Genomic DNA, 16,541 nt, shown 5'->3' on the forward strand with positions numbered 1-16,541 from the left:
AAATTTAATAAGACTTTATCATGCAGAACCTTCAAGATATACAAGAAAAGATTTTTTTCGAAGCCAAAAATATCCTCGATACGCTCACTAAAATTGATTCTAAAGATGAACTCCTGACGAAACAGGATTTGTTCGCAGAGTTAACAGATCGAATTTCTTTTCTCCGTATTCTCGAAAAAAATAAAGAAAGTTTTCTGGAAGATAAGTCGGTTGAATTACAAACGAAACCAGAATATTTTGACGCCAGCGAGCATCATTTCGAAGATTCGACTTTCGATGAAGATATGATTGAGGAAGAAGTTCTTTTTACGACTGAAATTAATGCGATTCAGACCGAACAAAATAAGGCGGAAGACGCAGAAGAATTTAGCGATACAGGAAATTCGCCGGAAATTTATGCCGAAGAAAACGCTCCTTCACCGGAAAATATAGAATTCGGCGACGAAGATAATTTTACAGAAATTGACGTTCCGAAAGAGGAAATAAACGGTGAAGAAGACAACGTTGATCCGGACCAGCACTTATCGCAAAAGGAGCAAGACTTTCTGGAGTCGGAAGAGCGCCGCCGGAAAATTGTGGAGATTAACAAACATGAAGTTTCTCATCCGACGGCCGCAGAGGTAATTCAGGAACAGAAGGCGATTCAACAACAACAGGCAGAAAAAAAATTCAGACTATCCAGTATTAAAGGTTTAAAAGCTGTTCAAAACTTATTTGACGAAGACCCGTTAGAAAAATTAAAGGACGAAACTTCCGTAAATAAGGAATCAATAGGCGATTCCGGAAGCTTATTGAAGACCAACATTCCCACCGACTTTATGGAAGCTCCAAAGAAACAGCATGAATTTAAGCTGGATTTTAATGATAAAGTGGCTTTTACAAAATTGCTTTTCCATGGCGACGAAAATGAACTGAAAAGTACGATCGACCGCTTAAATTCTTTTGATAATGTGGAAGAGGCAAGAAAATACTTAAGCGACGTTTATTATCAGAAAGACTGGAGCAAAGTGGATGAGTACGCGCAACGACTTTGGGATCTGGTTGAAAATAAATTTCTTTAAACTATTAGGAGCCAAAATTTAATTCGCACAGCACTTCGCGATCAACAGCAAAATATGATAAAAGATATTTCAGACTTCGACAACGTTTTTTTTATTGGAGTAGCAGGAGTTGGAATGAGCGCCATTGCGCAATATTTAAAAGGAATTGGAAAAAATGTTTCCGGGAGCGACCGCTATTTTCATCCGGACGAATACAACAAAACCAAAGAGCAACTCGAACAGGAAGGCATTAAATGCTTTTTACAGGATGGCACCGGAATTACAGAAAAGACGGAATTGGTTGTAGTTTCTACAGCGATCGAGGACACGGTTTATGAGGTTCAAAAAGCAAAAGAGCTTCAAATTCCCCTTATTAAAAGAAGTGAACTGTTAGCACTGATTGCGAAAAGCAAAAAAACGATTGCCGTTGCCGGAACTTCCGGAAAATCGACTACTTCCGCCATGCTTTATCAGATCCTACTGGATGCTCAATATGAACCAAGCATCATTTCAGGCGCAGGTTTAACGAACATTATTAAACAAGGAAAAATTGGAAACGCGGCCGTAGGAAAAGGCGAATGGCTTATTATCGAAGCCGACGAGAGCGACGGGTCCGTCGTGCAGTATGAACCCGAAATCGGTCTGCTTTTAAATGTTGATAAAGATCATCAGGAAATTGAAGAGTTAATAGATTTATTTACCATTTTCAAAAACAATACAAAGGGTTTATTCGTTGTAAATCAGTCGAATACGTTAGCTAAATCTTTGTCTGAAAATAGAGAGAATGATTTTGGGTTCGAGAATAAGGAGGCCGGATTTTCAGCGGAAAATTTTCACCAGGAGGGTTTGTCTTTATCCTTCGAAGTGTTGAACGAGAACTTCCAAATGAATTCGCTCGGACAACATTCCGTCGAAAATGCGACCGCTGCCATAGCCGTCGCAAATCAAATTGGCATCGCTCTGAAAACCTGCGCCGAAAGTTTAGCACGGTATGAAGGGATTTATCGACGACATCAAATTCTCGGTCAGAAAAACGGAGTTTGGGTGATTGATGATTATGCGCATAATCCCGCGAAATGCGCGGCTTCCATCAAAGCCTGTCAGCCTTTGGCGGAAAAAGTGATCGCCTGGTTCCAACCGCACGGGTATGGACCGACGCGCTTTTTGAAAGACGACTTTATCGAGGAGATTTCAAATGCTTTACGACCGCAGGATGAAATTTGGATGAGCGAAATTTTCTACGCCGGCGGAACGGCAGTAAAAGATATTTCTGCGAACGATTTAGTGGAAGGAATAAAGGCAACCGGAAAAAAAGCGCATTTTGTCGAAGACAGAAATCATTTACTGGAAACCTTACGACCGGAATTAAATTCCGGGACGGTTTTGCTTTTAATGGGCGCAAGAGATCCGGGTTTAGAGGAGTTTTGTAAAGGTTTATATGAAAAACTTTAGGCTAAGATTAAAATCTCAGCCCTGAATATCGGCCGTCGATACGCGACTCTCACGGAAAAGCCACAGGAATTTAAATATATCAAGGCGAAATAGATTAATATTCGAAAAGGTAATTTTAAACACGATTTAATGCCCAATACCTACGTTAAACTGTACGTTCAAGCTGTTTTTTCCGTAAAATACAGACAGGCTTTAATTGGTGAGCATTTTAGCAAAGAATTATTTGCAGTAATTGGCAATTTGATTAACGAAACAGGTTGTAAGGTTATCATAGTGAACGGCGTAGCAGACCATGTTCATTGCTTTTTCTCGTTGAAGTCTTCAATTTCTCTTTCAGAAGTAATGAAGAATGTAAAAGCAAAATCTTCAAAATGGATCAACGAAAATGAATTTCTGAAACAACGGTTTGAATGGCAACGAGGATTTGGTGGATTCAGTTATAGCCAAAGCGCTATCAGCAATGTTTACCAGTATATTCAAAATCAGAAAGAACATCACAAAAAGGAAAACTTTAGGACGGAATATCACAAGCTTTTGCAGGAATTTGAAGTAGAGTATGATGAACATTACTGGTTTGAAGATTTAATTTAGCGAAAAGGTTAATTTTGCCAGGAGGTTTTTAAAATCAATATCTGAACCCTGAGATTGAAATCTCAGGAAATAATATCGGCCGTTGCTCCGCAACTCACCTCCAGTCGCGTAGCGACGGCCGATATCTTAGCATTGGAATTTATTCCACTGCGACGGATAAAGAATTTGGAATTTATCCGATGCGACGGAAACATCGCTTTGTAATGTATTCCGATGCGACATGTTAGACATAAAAATAAAAATGAGCGGAATCCTATATTTTGTGCCAACACCGATTGGCAATTTAGAAGACATGACATTCAGAGCGGTAAGAATTCTGAAAGAAGTCGATTATATATTGTGCGAAGATACGCGGACTTCCGGCTTTCTTTTAAAGCATTACGAAATATCTAAACCGCTGAAATCTTATCATTTACACAACGAACATCAGACGACGCAAAAAGTGATCGGTGATTTAAAAAACGGACAGAACATCGCCATTATAACTGATGCCGGAACCCCCGGTATTTCCGATCCGGGCTACCTTTTGGCAAAAGCGGTAGCCGACTCGGATCTGGAAATGCAGTGTTTGCCCGGCGCGACAGCCTTCGTTCCAGCTTTGGTCGTTTCTGGTCTGCCGAATAACGAATTTTTATTTGCCGGCTTTCTGCCGCAAAAAAAAGGACGCCAAACCAAACTGAAACAGTTGGCCGAAGAAAAGAAAACCATCATTATTTATGAAAGTCCGCACAAAATAAACACTGCTTTGGAGCAGATCAAAGAATTTTTCGGCGAAGAGACCAAGGTAAGTCTGAGCCGCGAAATTTCAAAAAAGTTCGAAGAAACAAAACGCGGGACAATCAATGAACTCATCGAATTCTCCAAAAGCAAAACTTTAAAAGGAGAAATCGTTTTAGTTCTCAATAATGTCGCAACAAAAGACGATGAAGCCGAAAAACCTTTGTCGAAAAACAAATATAAAAACTTAGAAAATTAAAAATATGGGATTATTAGAAGGAAAAGTTGCCCTCATCACCGGCGCAACGCGTGGAATTGGAAAAGGAATCGCCGAAGTTTTCGCCAAGGAAGGCGCGCAGGTTGCCTTCACTTATGCGGGTTCCGTCGATAAAGCCAAAGCCCTGGAAGAGGAGCTGGAGAAAATAACCACCGTAAAATCGTATCAGTCCGATGCTTCGGATTACGATGCGGCGCAGAAACTGGCTGCAGATGTTTTGGCAGATTTCGGGAAGATCGATATTTTGATCAACAACGCCGGAATCACGCGCGATAATTTAATGCTCCGCATGTCGAAAGACGATTGGGATACGATCATCAAAGTCAATTTAGATTCCGTTTTCAACCTCACTAAGGCTGTTATTAAGCCGATGATGAAGGCGCGTTCCGGATCGATCATCAACATGACTTCCGTTGTCGGTGTGAAAGGAAATGCAGGCCAGGCGAATTATGCCGCCTCCAAAGCCGGCGTCATCGGTTTTTCCAAATCCATCGCGCTCGAGTTAGGTTCCCGAAATATCCGCTGCAACGCCATTGCGCCGGGGTTCATCGAAACAGAAATGACGGCCGCGCTCGACGAAAAAACCGTGCAGGGCTGGAGAGACGCTATCCCTTTGAAACGCGGCGGCCAGCCGGAAGACGTTGCCAACGCCTGCGTATTTCTTGCGAGCGACATGTCCTCCTACATTTCGGGTCAGGTGTTGAATGTAGACGGCGGAATGTTGACTTAAATTTTTTGAAGCACGACAATGGGTGCTTCTTCCCAAAAGTAGTCCCGCTCTCCGCTGTATCCCGCTTACGCGGGGATGTCGCTGCGATCGGGGCTAAAAGGAAGAGTTGTACTTTTTCCGAAAGAACGATGGTTATTAGTAAATTTACGTACTAATTTTTGTAGATTGGTGGTTAATTACATATCGCGGAATATTTTTTGTATGCTATTCCGCTTCAACTTATCAAAAGGTTTATGAACGCTTTACTACAAAAATTTCAAAAAGTCCGCGCCGAAACCGTTGCGCTGTGCGATCCGCTTCATATAGAGGATTATATTCCGCAGCCTGTCGATTTTGCGAGTCCACCAAAATGGCATTTAAGCCATTCCACCTGGTTTTTTGAGGAAATGATCCTCAAAAAATTTCTTCCGGATTATCAGGTGTTCAATCCGCATTTTGGTTTTTTATTCAACAGTTATTATCAAACTTTAGGCGACCGCGGCATCCGAACGGAACGCGGAACAATCACCAGACCCACCGTCGCCGAAGTTTATCAATACCGAAACCATGTGGATGAACAAATTAAAAAATTGCTGCAAAACAAACTTGGTTCTGACTTGGAAGAACTCATAATATTAGGGATAAACCATGAGCAGCAACATCAGGAACTTCTCATCACAGACTTAAAGCACACCCTTTCTTACAATCCGATCTTTCCCGTTTACAAAGAAAACTTTAATCTTACTGCGCAGAAAAATACCGCCGAAGGCTGGCTCGAGATTCCTGAAGGCATTTACGAGATCGGTTTCCAGGGCGAAGGATTTCATTTCGATAATGAAAAAGGGCGGCATAAAGTTTTCCTGCACGATTTTCACATCTCCCGCTCTCTCGTGACCAACGCAGATTTTCTTGAGTTTATGGAAGCCGGCGGCTACGATAATTTTAAATTTTGGCTCGACGAAGGCTGGACGTGGGTCACGGACAATCAAATAAAATCGCCGCTCTACTGGAAAAAAATCGATGGACAGTGGCATTCCTTTACGTTGGAAGGTTTAAAACCAATCACGCCCGATGATATTTTAGCCCACATCTCTTTTTACGAAGCCCAGGCTTTCGCCGCCTGGAAAGGTTTGCGCCTGCCTACGGAATTTGAGTGGGAAGCCGCCGCCGATCAACTGCAATGGGGAAAAAGATGGGAGTGGACCTATTCCGCTTATCTGCCGTATCCACAGTTTCAGATTGCAGAAGGCGCCGTTGGCGAATACAACGGTAAATTTATGGTAAGCCAAATGGTTTTGCGCGGTGGTTCTACGGCCACACCCGAAGGTCACACCAGAAAAACCTACAGAAACTTTTTCAGTCCGAAATACAGGTGGCAGGTCACCGGAATAAGATTAGCAAAATGACAAAAAACGCCACCTTTTTAAAAGATGTAAACGACGGTCTTAGCCGGAATCCCAAATACATTTCTTCGCACTATTTTTACGATAAAGCCGGCGACGAAATCTTTCAGCGGATTATGGACATGCCGGAATATTATCTTACAAATTCCGAACTCGAAATTTTCAGCGGGCAAAGCGAAAAAATCATTGATTCTTTTAATATTGACAAAGCTGAAGAATTTGAGCTTATCGAACTGGGCGCCGGCGACGGAAAGAAGACGCAGCATTTGCTCAAAACTTTAATTGATAATAATTTTAAGTTCAAGTATATTCCCGTCGATATTTCCAGAAACAGCCTCGAGGTGATCACCGACCGCATGGAAAATTTATTTCCGGATTTGGAAATCCTGCCGCAGCAGGGCGATTATTTTGAGGTTTTAGATGATCTTTTTCATTCCGATAAACCCAAAGTAATCCTGTTTATCGGTTCTAATCTGGGAAATATGCCGGATGAAACGGCCGCGCAGTTTTTACAGAAAATTTCTCAGCATTTGAAGTCCAACGAAAAACTTCTTCTGGGTGTTGATCTTATCAAGTCCAAAGATATTGTTCTGCCCGCTTATAACGATGCTGCCGGAATAACGAGAGATTTTAATCTGAATCTCTTAAAAAGGATCAACGCAGAATTTGGCGCCAATTTTAATCTGGAAAACTTCGAACACGCCCCCGAATACACCGAAAGTGAAGGCATTGCGAAAAGTTTTTTAAGAAGTAAAGTCAAACAGACTGTTTACATCAAAGAATTAGATAAATCTTTCAGTTTCGACGAAAACGAAGCCATTCACACCGAGATCTCCCGAAAGTATAATGATGACATTTTAAACGGTTTGGTGGCAGATTCTCAATTGGAAATCACCGCTAAATTTCTGGATTCCAAAAACTATTTTGCGGATTATATTCTGACCAAAAGATGAGGTCGAAAGCGCCGATAAAAGGAGTTTTGGGTTTGGGCGCAGTTTCAACCCAATATTATTTGCAGCAAATTCACGAGAAATTCCAACACGAAAATAAAGAATACTCAACCTGTCCGCTGATACTTTATCAAATTGATTTTCAGGAAATAAACCCATTCTTGCCGAATAAATTTTCTGATCTTATTCCGCAAGTAAAAGACTATCTGGAAAAAATATTCGCCCTCGGCATTAAAAAGTTGCTGGTTCCAAATATCACGTTGCATGAAACGCTGGATCAGATGGATTTCCCCCTCGAAGTTTATCACCCAGTTTCTCTAACTTTGAATTATTTACAGGAAAAAAATGTCTCGAAAGCTTTCCTCTTTGGAACTTCCTACACGATGAATTCTGATTATCTGCGAAGGAATTTTGATGATAAAGATGTCACGCTGCTAAAGCCTTCCAACGAAGATCAAGAGTGGATCGACCATTTTAGAACAATGGTTTACGAAGGTAACGTTGCAACCTCCGATAGTGAAAGATTTCACGAAACAATAAAGAAATATGCCGCAAGTAATCCGGTCCTCATCGCCTGTACGGAACTTTCTTTACATGCTCGGAAGAATGACGATTCCTGCATCGACATGGCAGAATTGCAGATCGAAGCGTTTTTAAAGTAAATGAAGTTTCTCTAATCTCCAAAAACCTGATTCTCCTGTTCCTGAACGCGAATAAACGTTGTTCTTTTGGAAAGTTCCCGCAGTTGCGAAGCACCTACGTAAGTACACGTCGACCGGACGCCGCCCAAAATATCTTTCACCGTCTCGGAAACCGCGCCTTTGTACTTCACTTTCACTGTTTTACCTTCCGATGCCCGATATTCGGCAACGCCGCCGGAATGTTTATCCATGGCTGTTTGCGAACTCATGCCATAGAAAAGACGGAATCTTTTACCGTTTTCCTCCACCATTTCGCCACCGCTTTCATCGTGTCCCGCAAACATTCCGCCCAGCATCACAAAATCGGCGCCGCCGCCAAAGGCTTTTGCGACATCGCCCGGAATTTTACATCCGCCATCGGAAATTATATGTCCACCAAGACCGTGCGCCGCATCAGCACATTCGATAATCGCAGAAAGTTGCGGATAACCGACACCCGTTTTTAAGCGCGTCGTGCAGACCGAACCCGGCCCAATGCCGACTTTAATGATGTCGGCACCGGCTAAAATCAGTTCTTCCACCATTTCACCGGTCACTACATTTCCGGCGATGATGGTTTTATCCGGATAAATTTTTCTGATTTTCTTCACGAAATCCACAAAATGTTCGGAATAGCCATTCGCCACGTCGATGCACAAAAAGTTAATCTTTGGATGCGCCGCGACGATTTTCTGAATTTTTTCTTCGTCTGTTTTACCAATTCCCGTACTCAAAGCGATATACTCGTAAATGGAATCGGGCTGATCAGTCAAAAACGACGTCCATTCTTCCAATGCGTAATGTTTGTGAATCGCCGTCAGGATTTTATCTTTTGCCAGAGCTTCCGCCATTTCAAAAGTACCAACGGTGTCCATATTCGCAGCAATCACCGGCACACCGCTCCACTTTTTTTTGGAATTGACAAACGTGAAATTTCGTTCCAAACTCACCTGAGACCGCGATTTCAGCGTCGATCTTTTCGGGCGGATCATCACGTCCTTAAATCCAAGTTTGATTTCGTTTTCTATGCGCATTTTAGAAGTTAGTTTAAGATTGAGATATTGGTAGTTGTCTTTTGTTGGCAGCTTTTTCCGCCTGGAATTTATACTGAAATTGTCGATGTGTTCCGCTTCGTTTCACAGAAGAAGCTCGATTCAATCCGGGCCGCAAGGTTTCTTTTTAAAATAGTCAGGAATTCATAATTTCCCCCAGATCTTTTAAATAATCATGCGCTGTTAAATCGAATTTTACCGGAACAATAGAAATATATCCTTCTGAAAGTGCGGTTTCATCAGCATCAGCGCCCGTATCCATATTGTTGAAATAACCCGTGAGCCAGTAATATTTTTTACCGTGTGGGTTAATTCTTTCGTCGAAATTTTCTTCCCATTTCGCGTTCGCCTGTCTGCAGACTTTGATGCCTTTAATCTCTTCTTTTAGCAGTTTTGGGATGTTCACATTCAGAACAACGCCCTTTGGCAAAGGATTTTCGATTACTTTCCGAACAATATTCTGAATGTATTCTTTAGCTTGAGAAAAATCGGCATCCCAGGAAAAATCGAGGAGGGAAAAACCGATGGCCTGCAAACCTTCGACGCCGGCTTCTACGGCCGCACTCATGGTACCGGAGTAAATGACATTGATGGAAGAGTTCGCACCGTGATTTATTCCTGAGACAACCAGATCCGGTCGGCGTGTTAAAATCTTGTCCAATGCAAACTTCACGCAGTCCACGGGAGTTCCACTCAAAGAATAATCTTTCTGCGGCCCGTCTAAACTAATTTCTTCAAAAGTAAGCGTGGAATTAATGGTAATTGCATGACCTTTTCCGGATTGCGGCGAATTGGGCGCAACCACGATAACGTCGCCAATTTCGTTCATAAATTCTACAAGATGTCTAATTCCCGGAGCTGTAATTCCGTCGTCGTTGGTTACTAAAATCAAAGGTTTTTGCATATAATCGCTTGGTTTTGCACAAATTTACTTAAAATAATAGTGTTCAAATATAAATAAGGTATTAATTTTGATACTTCGTAGAACCCTGTAACAAAAGGGGGAAACTCTTAACAAATTAGATATTAAATAATTATATGTTCAAAAAATTAAAACTCAATACATTACTGCTTTTCATTCCGCTTACAAGTTTGGTGTTCTGCTTTAATTCTCCAAAAAATGATGACGATAAAATGTCGACCATTATGGTAAGTGTTAAAAACACGCTCAGTTATCTTCATTACTCCCCAAAAACAATTAACGATGCCTATTCCGAGGACGTTTACAAGCATTATTTTGAAATGGTTGATGCTTCCAAGCGCTATTTTCTCCAGTCTGATATGGATGAATTTGCCAAACATGAAACGAAACTGGACGATTATCTGAATCAGGGCGATCTTACATTCTACAAATTAACAGTGGACCGCTTGTACCAAAGGGTAGATGAGATCGATAAAATCACGCAGGATATTCTTAGCAAACCCATTAACCTGAACGAAGAGGAAACTTTAATCCTGGAACCTAAGGTTAAAAAGAACGCAAAAAATCAGGCAGAGCTGGCGGCTGAATGGAAGAAGTACATCAAATACAACATTTTGCAGGAGATGGAATCTTTAACGGCGAAAGAAGAAATGCAGAAGGAGAAAAAAGATTCTGTGCAGAAATTCAATCTGAAAGATACCATTAAACTCGAAATCCTGACACCGGAGCAGAAAAGAATAAAGGCCACGTCGGAAGTGAAAGACCTCGTAACAGATACCTTCCGCAGATTTAAGAAAAGAAACAAAATGGACTGGTTTACCGTCTATATGAATGCTTACACGGAAGTTTTCGATCCGCACACCAACTATTACTCGCCGAAAAACAAAGAAGATTTTGATACGCAGTTCACCGGAAAAGTGATCGGAATTGGCGCTATTATTCAGGAGAAAAAAGGTTTTCTCTATTTAGGAGCCCTGAGTTTGGGCGCTCCCGCCTGGAAATCGAAACAGCTGTCCGAAGGAGACAAAATTTTAAAGGTAAAATCGAAACCCGGCGAAGACGCAGTGAATGTGGTGGGAATGCTGTCTGACGAAGCTGTACGTCTAATTCGCGGTGAGAAAGGAACAAAAGTTACCCTGACCGTGGAGAAAAAAGATAAAACCATCAAGGAAGTGACCATGGTGCGGGAAGAAGTTGCTATTGAAGACACTTTCGCGCGAAGCATCATCGTAAATTCTGCTGACGGCAAAAAATATGGACTGATCAACCTTCCAAGTTTTAACGCCGATTTTGCTGATGCTAAAGGCAGAAACGCGTCAGATGATGTTAAAAATGAAATCATCAAGCTGAAAACCCAAAACGTAGAAGGAATTATTCTTGATCTTCGAAATAATGGCGGCGGAAGTTTAACGGAAGTCGGTGATATTATGGGACTTTTTATGAACGCAGGTCCTTACGTTCAGGTTAAAGATGGCAACGGAAAAATCCAGACACTGAAAAATAAGACGAACGCACCGCTTTGGACTGGTCCGGTTGTTATCATGCAGAATGAACTTTCTGCGTCGGCCTCGGAGATTTTAGCCGGTGCCATGCAGGATTACGGCAGAGCGGTGATCATCGGTTCGCCGCAGTCTTTCGGGAAAGGAACGGTGCAGACTTTTGTCGATCTGAACCGGTTTTTAAATACGAACGACGATTTCGGGTCTTTAAAGTTAACCATTCAAAAATTCTACAGAATCACGGGCGAATCTACACAGCGAAAAGGAATTGAATCCGACATTAAAATGAAAGACTTCTTTACCTATGCGGAAATCGGTGAAAGATATGATGATTACGCTTTGGCCTGGGATAAAATTCCGGCCGTTGCCTTTCAGCCGGTGAATTATTTTTCCGTTCAGGCGTTACAGAAAGGCATCGAAAGCCGCCTCGCGAATAACAAAAACTACCAATTAATGCAGGAATCTGCGGAATGGAAAGAAAACCTGGATAAAGAGGAAACGATTTCTTTAAATCAAGAGAAATTCAACGAAGTAATGAAAGCCAGAAAAGCACAGATTGAAAAATTCAAAGCCCTGGAGAAATTCAACAACGGTTTGAAATTTACCTTAAATACGGATGAGGTTGCGCGCGAAAAAAACGACGAAGCCTTCACCAAGAAAACACAGAACTGGACGAAAAATCTACAGCGCGATCTTTACCTGCAGGAAGCGGTAACGGTAGCAGCGGAGATGAAATAGCCGGCTCACATACTAAAAAACCATCGGATTTTCCGGTGGTTTTTTTGTTTTCTACAGTTCGGTAAGTAAAATCTACGGTTCGGTCGGAATTTGTTGAAAACCGACAGCAGGCAACATATCTTTACACCATCAAATAACAACAATAAACTTACTACGATGGAAACGTACAATTTTACCCAGGAAGAAAAATACGCAGCGGCTCAAAAAAGAGTAAAATACATCAAAGGATTTTATGTTCACGCGACCATTTATTTGGCGGTGAACTTAATCATCATCGCCGGAAACTCCATCGACAATGCAGATTCCTTATTAATGCTTAACCCTTACATGACGGCGGTTTTCTGGGGAATCGGACTTTTCGCACACGGACTTTCTGTGTTTGGAAAAAACCTTTTGTTTGGTCCGGACTGGGAAGAAAAAGAAATTCAGAAAATCCTGCGCAAGTAGTTTTAATTTTCCCTAATATTATTTAAATTTTCAAAAATGGATTTTAAAGATTTCCGAAAAAGACTGCCGACAATGCTGGGGATTTCCTTTGCAACCGGTGTTTTCTTCTTTACTTTTTTTACGGAAGATCAAAGTTTTAAAAATCTTTTAATCAGTTTTGCCGTCTCCTTTTTGTATTCTTTTGTTTTCGTTTTTGGAAATTATTATACGAACGGTTACTTGAATTCCAAATATTCCTGGATCGACGATACGAGAACGCGGATGATTTTAGGCGTGGTGGCGACGCTTTTTGTGAATGTATTTTTGGTTTTTGTCTGCAATTACATCAATTTTATTGTGCTGCAAAAAAACGATCCTGCGCAGTTTTTTAGCGGATCCATGGGCTTTGTCAACTGGCTGATCATCAATGTTGCCCTTTTGATCTCAGCCATTATGCACGCTAAAGGTTTTGTTGAGGAATGGAAAAAGGCCACCAATAGGGAAGTCGTTGAACAGAAACTTATCGCGAAGTCGGCGAACGCGCAGTTTGAAAGTTTAAAAAATCAGCTCGATCCGCACTTTCTTTTTAATTCTTTGAATGTGTTGAGTTCTTTAATCGACGAAAATCCCACGCAGGCACAACGTTTCACGGCTTCCATGTCGAAGATTTACCGCTACGTGCTGGAACAGAAAGACAAGGAACTCGTCACCGTAGAAGAAGAGATCGAATTTGCAAAAATCTACTGTGACCTTTTAAAAACGCGTTTCGAAGACAGCGTCAGTTTTGAATTTAAAGTGAATGAAAGCGATCTTAAATTCTTCGTGGTGCCTTTGGCGCTGCAGCTCTTGCTGGAAAACTGCATCAAACATAATTTTGCTACGTCCAGCAAACCGCTGAACATTAAAATTTATTCGGAGAACGGGTATCTTTTTATTGAAAATAATCTGCAGCACCGCGAACAGGTAAAAGAAAGCGCCGGGATCGGCCTTTCCAACATCGTTCAGCGGTATTCGATCTTAACCAAACAAAATGTTTTCATCGAGAAATCCAGCGATTTTTTCCGCGTGAAAATACCCATATTAACCCAAAAAACAAGTGCAATGACCACACAACCTTCCCAAGAATCGGTGGCCTATCAAAGAGCCTCCAAAAGAGTGAAAGAACTGAAAGGTTTCTACGGAAATCTAACTTCCTACTGCCTCGTCATTCCGTTTTTAATCTTCGTCAACCTCTGGACCGCGCCGCAATATCACTGGTTTTGGTGGCCGATCCTGGGGTGGGGAATCGGTTTGGCTTCGCATGCCTTACAGGTTTTCGGCATCGGCAGAAACTGGGAAGAAAAACAAATCCGGAAAATTTTAGACAAAGAAAATTCAAAACCCTGAACGCATGGAAAATTTAACGCAACACGAAATCGATTATGCGCTCGCGAAAGAAAGCGTTGCACAACGGCGAAAATTCTATATCAGTCTGGCCATTTTTTGTTCTCGTCGTTTGCTTTTACGTACTGAGAAGGTTTTTTAAAACTGGGGAATTTCCCTTTTTAGACCAAAATCATTTTTCAGTCGTTTTTTGGATCTGGGGAATTATTTTGGCAGTGAAAGCGGTGAAAATATTCTTTTTCAATTCCACCTGGGAACGCAAAATGTTGAACAGAGAACTTAATCAAACGAACCATGGAAAATTTTAACGAAAACGACCTTAAATACCTCAAAGCGAAGGAACGTGTAAAAAAGATCAAAGGTTTTTACATTCACGCCACCGTTTTTGTGATGGTGAATTTATTTATCATCGCCGGAAACGTGCAGTCAGGCGAAACCCTGTCGAATATGGACAATTACTGGACGGCGATTTTCTGGGGCGCCGGTCTTCTTGTGCACGCCGCAACCGTTTTTCTGCCCGATGCTTATCTCGGCAAAGATTGGGAAGAAAGAAAAACGAAAGAGTTAATGGACAAATACCGTTAAAATGGACATCGTAACCAATATCATCACCTTTCTTTGGGGACTTTCGGAAGTATTTCTGCTCCTCAAAATGAGATCGGGTGACGCGGACGAAAAAGGGAAAGATAAGAGAACGCTTTCCTATTTATGGCTCGTTATCGGCTTCAGTATTTTTTTCGGAATCTTTACTGCAAAATCTTCCAGCTTTCCTTTCTATACGGGAAATTTTCTGAAAATACTAGGTTTAGTTTTGCTTATCTCCGGCGTAGTTCTCCGGCTGCTGGTCGTTTACAACCTGGGAAAATATTTTACGGTGGATGTCACCATCAAAAAAGATCATCAGTTAAAAACCGACGGATTTTACAAGTATGTGCGACATCCGTCGTACGCCTTTTCGTTGCTGACGTTTGTCGGCCTGGCGCTGGTGCTGAACAACTATATATCTGCCGCGATGCTGCTGGTGCCTGTATTTTTCATGTTTATTTACCGCATTACAGTTGAAGAGAAAGCCTTAAAGGAAAAGTTCGGCGCAGCATACACGGATTACATGAAAAAAACGAAACGTCTTCTGCCTTTTATTTATTAATTTTAGAACATGATAAAAACCCTCATCATCGAAGATGAAAAACCCGCCGCCCGGAAACTCGAGCGCCTAATAAGCTTATTTCCTGATTTAGAATTGGTTGCAACACTAAATTCTGTGGAAGAAGGCGTGGACTGGTTTCAAAATAATCCGCATCCGGATTTGATATTTTCCGATATTGTTTTGGGCGATGGTTTGTCCTTCGACATTTTCGAAAAAATTCCGACGAAAAGCTTCATGATCTACACAACGGCGTTTGATCAGTATACTTTAAAGGCTTTTAAACTTAATTCCATCGATTATCTTTTGAAACCGATTATGGAAGAAGATCTGGAAAAAGCCATCAATAAATTTAAAAGTTTCCTGCCCTCGGATTCCGCTTACAATACCATGGAAATCAAATCGTTAATTAAAGAAGAGAAACAGAAGTTATCGCGGATTCTGGTTAAGATCGGCTATAATCTAAAAATCGTTCAAACCGCGGAGGTTTCCTGTTTTTACAGCGAAAGCAAAATCGTTTATCTGCAGACAAAAGAAAGAAATTATCCGACCGATTTTACGTTGGATGAACTTCAGGAAGTTTTAGATGAGAAAACATTTTTCCGCGTGAACCGGCAGTTTATGATCAATTCAAATTTCATCCGGAACATCCACACTTCGCCGTATTATAAAGTGGAGATGGAATTTCAGCCGGAAGAAGAAATCACGGTGAGCCGCGATCGCGTGAAGGATTTTAAGGAGTGGTTGTCCAGATAGAAGCTAAAATACTGTGGAGGTTTAGGACAAGATAATGCGATGTTCCTACAGCTCAAATTCTGCCTGCCAATATTCAAAAGTCTTTTTTTCTCCTGTATCTAAAGTAAAATCAAATGAGGTTTTAATGGTTTCGGTAATTGAAAACTCAACTTCCTTTTTGAATAAACCGCCGGCATAACATAAAGTATGATACTCGCCGTTTTCTCCGCAGAGATCGATGTTCTCCGGAAATGAGTCGATCAAATTTTGGTCTAAATCTTTTCCAATATAAGTTTCGTCTAATAGATCGGCTTGCGTAACGATGATTTTTGACTTGATTCCTGATCGTAAAAATTCTTCAATAACTTCCTGAGAGGTTTTTTCCCCAAGCGGTTCCACCACTTCAATTCCCAAAGGCTGAAGTTTGCTTTCCCGATACGCTTTTACGTCGGATAAAAAGATATCGCCAAAGATAAAATGCTTAACGCCTTGTTCTTTAAAATGATTGACTGCTTCAGCCATTTTCTCCTCGTAATTTTTTAACATCGTAGAAGAGGCGACCGCGTATAAAGGGATGCCAATACTTTCAGCCTGTCTTTCTAAAATTTCTAAAGGAATAGAATGCATCGAAGATTTCGAGGTTTCTTCTCTCATATTGGTCAAAAGTGCAATGACCTCAAATTCTTTTTCGTCCAGAACTTTCTGGAGGGCTAAAGCGGAATCTTTCCCGCCGCTCCAGTTGAATACTGCTTTTTTCATTGAGGATTTGAATTTGGAAGATGTCCGGTTCCACCGGCTACGATAATTGTTTTATTGGGCATTT

Annotated in this window: 18 protein-coding genes; 15 read left to right on the forward strand and 3 right to left on the reverse strand. The window is 41.3% G+C overall.

The features are described 5' to 3' along the window. Positions 1 to 20: 20 nt before the first annotated feature. The 8 genes from L0B70_RS05655 to L0B70_RS05690 all read left to right on the forward strand — a co-directional run bounded on the left by L0B70_RS05655 (position 21) and on the right by L0B70_RS05690 (position 7,801). Positions 21 to 1,061 carry a hypothetical protein gene (locus L0B70_RS05655; RefSeq protein WP_235143308.1) on the forward strand — a complete coding sequence of 347 codons (1,041 nt, stop codon included), beginning with the start codon at positions 21 to 23 and terminating at the stop codon, positions 1,059 to 1,061. Positions 1,062 to 1,115: 54 nt separating this feature from the next. After that, complete coding sequence (gene murC / locus L0B70_RS05660) at positions 1,116 to 2,492, forward strand: UDP-N-acetylmuramate--L-alanine ligase (RefSeq protein ID WP_235143309.1); 1,377 nt, start codon at positions 1,116 to 1,118, stop codon at positions 2,490 to 2,492. Between the two features lie 129 nt (positions 2,493 to 2,621). After that, positions 2,622 to 3,083, forward strand: a complete 462-nt coding sequence (gene tnpA / locus L0B70_RS05665; protein ID WP_235143310.1) for an IS200/IS605 family transposase — start codon at positions 2,622 to 2,624, stop codon at positions 3,081 to 3,083. A 241-nt stretch (positions 3,084 to 3,324) separates the two neighbouring features. Then, complete coding sequence (gene rsmI / locus L0B70_RS05670; RefSeq protein ID WP_235143311.1) at positions 3,325 to 4,059, forward strand: 16S rRNA (cytidine(1402)-2'-O)-methyltransferase; 735 nt, start codon at positions 3,325 to 3,327, stop codon at positions 4,057 to 4,059. A 4-nt stretch (positions 4,060 to 4,063) separates the two neighbouring features. Beyond that, a complete protein-coding gene (gene fabG, locus L0B70_RS05675) occupies positions 4,064 to 4,807 on the forward strand; it encodes a 3-oxoacyl-[acyl-carrier-protein] reductase (RefSeq protein ID WP_235143312.1) in 744 nt (247 codons plus the stop codon). 233 nt (positions 4,808 to 5,040) lie between these two features. Beyond that, positions 5,041 to 6,192 carry an ergothioneine biosynthesis protein EgtB gene (gene egtB, locus L0B70_RS05680; protein ID WP_235143313.1) on the forward strand — a complete coding sequence of 384 codons (1,152 nt, stop codon included), beginning with the start codon at positions 5,041 to 5,043 and terminating at the stop codon, positions 6,190 to 6,192. Continuing rightward, on the forward strand, positions 6,189 to 7,142 hold the full coding sequence (locus L0B70_RS05685; protein WP_235143314.1) for an L-histidine N(alpha)-methyltransferase: 954 nt from the start codon (positions 6,189 to 6,191) through the stop codon (positions 7,140 to 7,142). The genes egtB and L0B70_RS05685 overlap by 4 nt, the downstream gene beginning before the upstream one ends. Next, positions 7,139 to 7,801, forward strand: a complete 663-nt coding sequence (locus tag L0B70_RS05690; protein ID WP_235143315.1) for an aspartate/glutamate racemase family protein — start codon at positions 7,139 to 7,141, stop codon at positions 7,799 to 7,801. The genes L0B70_RS05685 and L0B70_RS05690 overlap by 4 nt, the downstream gene beginning before the upstream one ends. 11 nt (positions 7,802 to 7,812) lie before the next feature. On the opposite strand, the gene L0B70_RS05695 is transcribed toward L0B70_RS05690, so the two are convergent. Both L0B70_RS05695 and surE read right to left on the reverse strand, forming a co-directional pair. Beyond that, the gene (locus L0B70_RS05695) at positions 7,813 to 8,853 is read right to left on the reverse strand and encodes a GMP reductase (protein WP_235143316.1); all 1,041 of its coding nucleotides are present in this window, start codon (positions 8,851 to 8,853) and stop codon (positions 7,813 to 7,815) included. 154 nt (positions 8,854 to 9,007) lie between these two features. Next, positions 9,008 to 9,775: a 5'/3'-nucleotidase SurE gene (gene surE, locus L0B70_RS05700; RefSeq protein WP_235143317.1), complete on the reverse strand. Its 768-nt coding sequence runs from the start codon at positions 9,773 to 9,775 to the stop codon at positions 9,008 to 9,010. A gap of 134 nt (positions 9,776 to 9,909) precedes the next feature. Here surE and L0B70_RS05705 point away from each other — a divergent pair, with 134 nt between their 5' ends. From L0B70_RS05705 to L0B70_RS05730, 7 genes are all read left to right on the forward strand, one after another. After that, on the forward strand, positions 9,910 to 12,030 hold the full coding sequence (locus L0B70_RS05705) for a carboxy terminal-processing peptidase (protein WP_235143318.1): 2,121 nt from the start codon (positions 9,910 to 9,912) through the stop codon (positions 12,028 to 12,030). Positions 12,031 to 12,186: 156 nt separating this feature from the next. Further along, positions 12,187 to 12,477, forward strand: coding sequence for a 2TM domain-containing protein (locus L0B70_RS05710; RefSeq protein ID WP_235143319.1), 291 nt, complete (start codon positions 12,187 to 12,189; stop codon positions 12,475 to 12,477). Between the two features lie 36 nt (positions 12,478 to 12,513). Further along, on the forward strand, positions 12,514 to 13,842 hold the full coding sequence (locus L0B70_RS05715) for a 2TM domain-containing protein (protein WP_235143320.1): 1,329 nt from the start codon (positions 12,514 to 12,516) through the stop codon (positions 13,840 to 13,842). Between the two features lie 35 nt (positions 13,843 to 13,877). Then, complete coding sequence (locus tag L0B70_RS13530) at positions 13,878 to 14,147, forward strand: hypothetical protein (protein ID WP_407929699.1); 270 nt, start codon at positions 13,878 to 13,880, stop codon at positions 14,145 to 14,147. Beyond that, positions 14,134 to 14,424: a 2TM domain-containing protein gene (locus L0B70_RS05720; RefSeq protein WP_235143321.1), complete on the forward strand. Its 291-nt coding sequence runs from the start codon at positions 14,134 to 14,136 to the stop codon at positions 14,422 to 14,424. The genes L0B70_RS13530 and L0B70_RS05720 overlap by 14 nt, the downstream gene beginning before the upstream one ends. Position 14,425: 1 nt before the next feature. Then, positions 14,426 to 14,986 carry an isoprenylcysteine carboxylmethyltransferase family protein gene (locus L0B70_RS05725; protein ID WP_235143322.1) on the forward strand — a complete coding sequence of 187 codons (561 nt, stop codon included), beginning with the start codon at positions 14,426 to 14,428 and terminating at the stop codon, positions 14,984 to 14,986. A gap of 9 nt (positions 14,987 to 14,995) precedes the next feature. After that, positions 14,996 to 15,739 (forward strand): LytTR family DNA-binding domain-containing protein, encoded by a 744-nt coding sequence (locus L0B70_RS05730; protein ID WP_235143323.1) that lies wholly within the window; start codon positions 14,996 to 14,998, stop codon positions 15,737 to 15,739. Between the two features lie 45 nt (positions 15,740 to 15,784). On the opposite strand, the gene L0B70_RS05735 is transcribed toward L0B70_RS05730, so the two are convergent. Further along, entirely contained in the window at positions 15,785 to 16,477 is a 693-nt protein-coding gene (locus L0B70_RS05735) for a diphthine--ammonia ligase (RefSeq protein WP_235143324.1), read from the reverse strand. Between the last annotated feature and the right edge of the window lie 64 nt (positions 16,478 to 16,541).

The sequence above is a fragment of the Kaistella sp. 97-N-M2 genome (assembly GCF_021513235.1).
In the GTDB taxonomy this organism is placed as follows: domain Bacteria; phylum Bacteroidota; class Bacteroidia; order Flavobacteriales; family Weeksellaceae; genus Kaistella.

Coding starts and splice junctions, on each gene's coding strand:
- L0B70_RS05655 (WP_235143308.1), top strand. CDS start 21: ATGCAGAACCTTCAAGATATACAAGAAAAGATTTTTTTCGAAGCCAAA.
- murC (WP_235143309.1), top strand. CDS start 1,116: ATGATAAAAGATATTTCAGACTTCGACAACGTTTTTTTTATTGGAGTA.
- tnpA (WP_235143310.1), top strand. CDS start 2,622: ATGCCCAATACCTACGTTAAACTGTACGTTCAAGCTGTTTTTTCCGTA.
- rsmI (WP_235143311.1), top strand. CDS start 3,325: ATGAGCGGAATCCTATATTTTGTGCCAACACCGATTGGCAATTTAGAA.
- fabG (WP_235143312.1), top strand. CDS start 4,064: ATGGGATTATTAGAAGGAAAAGTTGCCCTCATCACCGGCGCAACGCGT.
- egtB (WP_235143313.1), top strand. CDS start 5,041: ATGAACGCTTTACTACAAAAATTTCAAAAAGTCCGCGCCGAAACCGTT.
- L0B70_RS05685 (WP_235143314.1), top strand. CDS start 6,189: ATGACAAAAAACGCCACCTTTTTAAAAGATGTAAACGACGGTCTTAGC.
- L0B70_RS05690 (WP_235143315.1), top strand. CDS start 7,139: ATGAGGTCGAAAGCGCCGATAAAAGGAGTTTTGGGTTTGGGCGCAGTT.
- L0B70_RS05695 (WP_235143316.1), bottom strand. CDS start 8,853: ATGCGCATAGAAAACGAAATCAAACTTGGATTTAAGGACGTGATGATC.
- surE (WP_235143317.1), bottom strand. CDS start 9,775: ATGCAAAAACCTTTGATTTTAGTAACCAACGACGACGGAATTACAGCT.
- L0B70_RS05705 (WP_235143318.1), top strand. CDS start 9,910: ATGTTCAAAAAATTAAAACTCAATACATTACTGCTTTTCATTCCGCTT.
- L0B70_RS05710 (WP_235143319.1), top strand. CDS start 12,187: ATGGAAACGTACAATTTTACCCAGGAAGAAAAATACGCAGCGGCTCAA.
- L0B70_RS05715 (WP_235143320.1), top strand. CDS start 12,514: ATGGATTTTAAAGATTTCCGAAAAAGACTGCCGACAATGCTGGGGATT.
- L0B70_RS13530 (WP_407929699.1), top strand. CDS start 13,878: ATGCGCTCGCGAAAGAAAGCGTTGCACAACGGCGAAAATTCTATATCA.
- L0B70_RS05720 (WP_235143321.1), top strand. CDS start 14,134: ATGGAAAATTTTAACGAAAACGACCTTAAATACCTCAAAGCGAAGGAA.
- L0B70_RS05725 (WP_235143322.1), top strand. CDS start 14,426: ATGGACATCGTAACCAATATCATCACCTTTCTTTGGGGACTTTCGGAA.
- L0B70_RS05730 (WP_235143323.1), top strand. CDS start 14,996: ATGATAAAAACCCTCATCATCGAAGATGAAAAACCCGCCGCCCGGAAA.
- L0B70_RS05735 (WP_235143324.1), bottom strand. CDS start 16,477: ATGAAAAAAGCAGTATTCAACTGGAGCGGCGGGAAAGATTCCGCTTTA.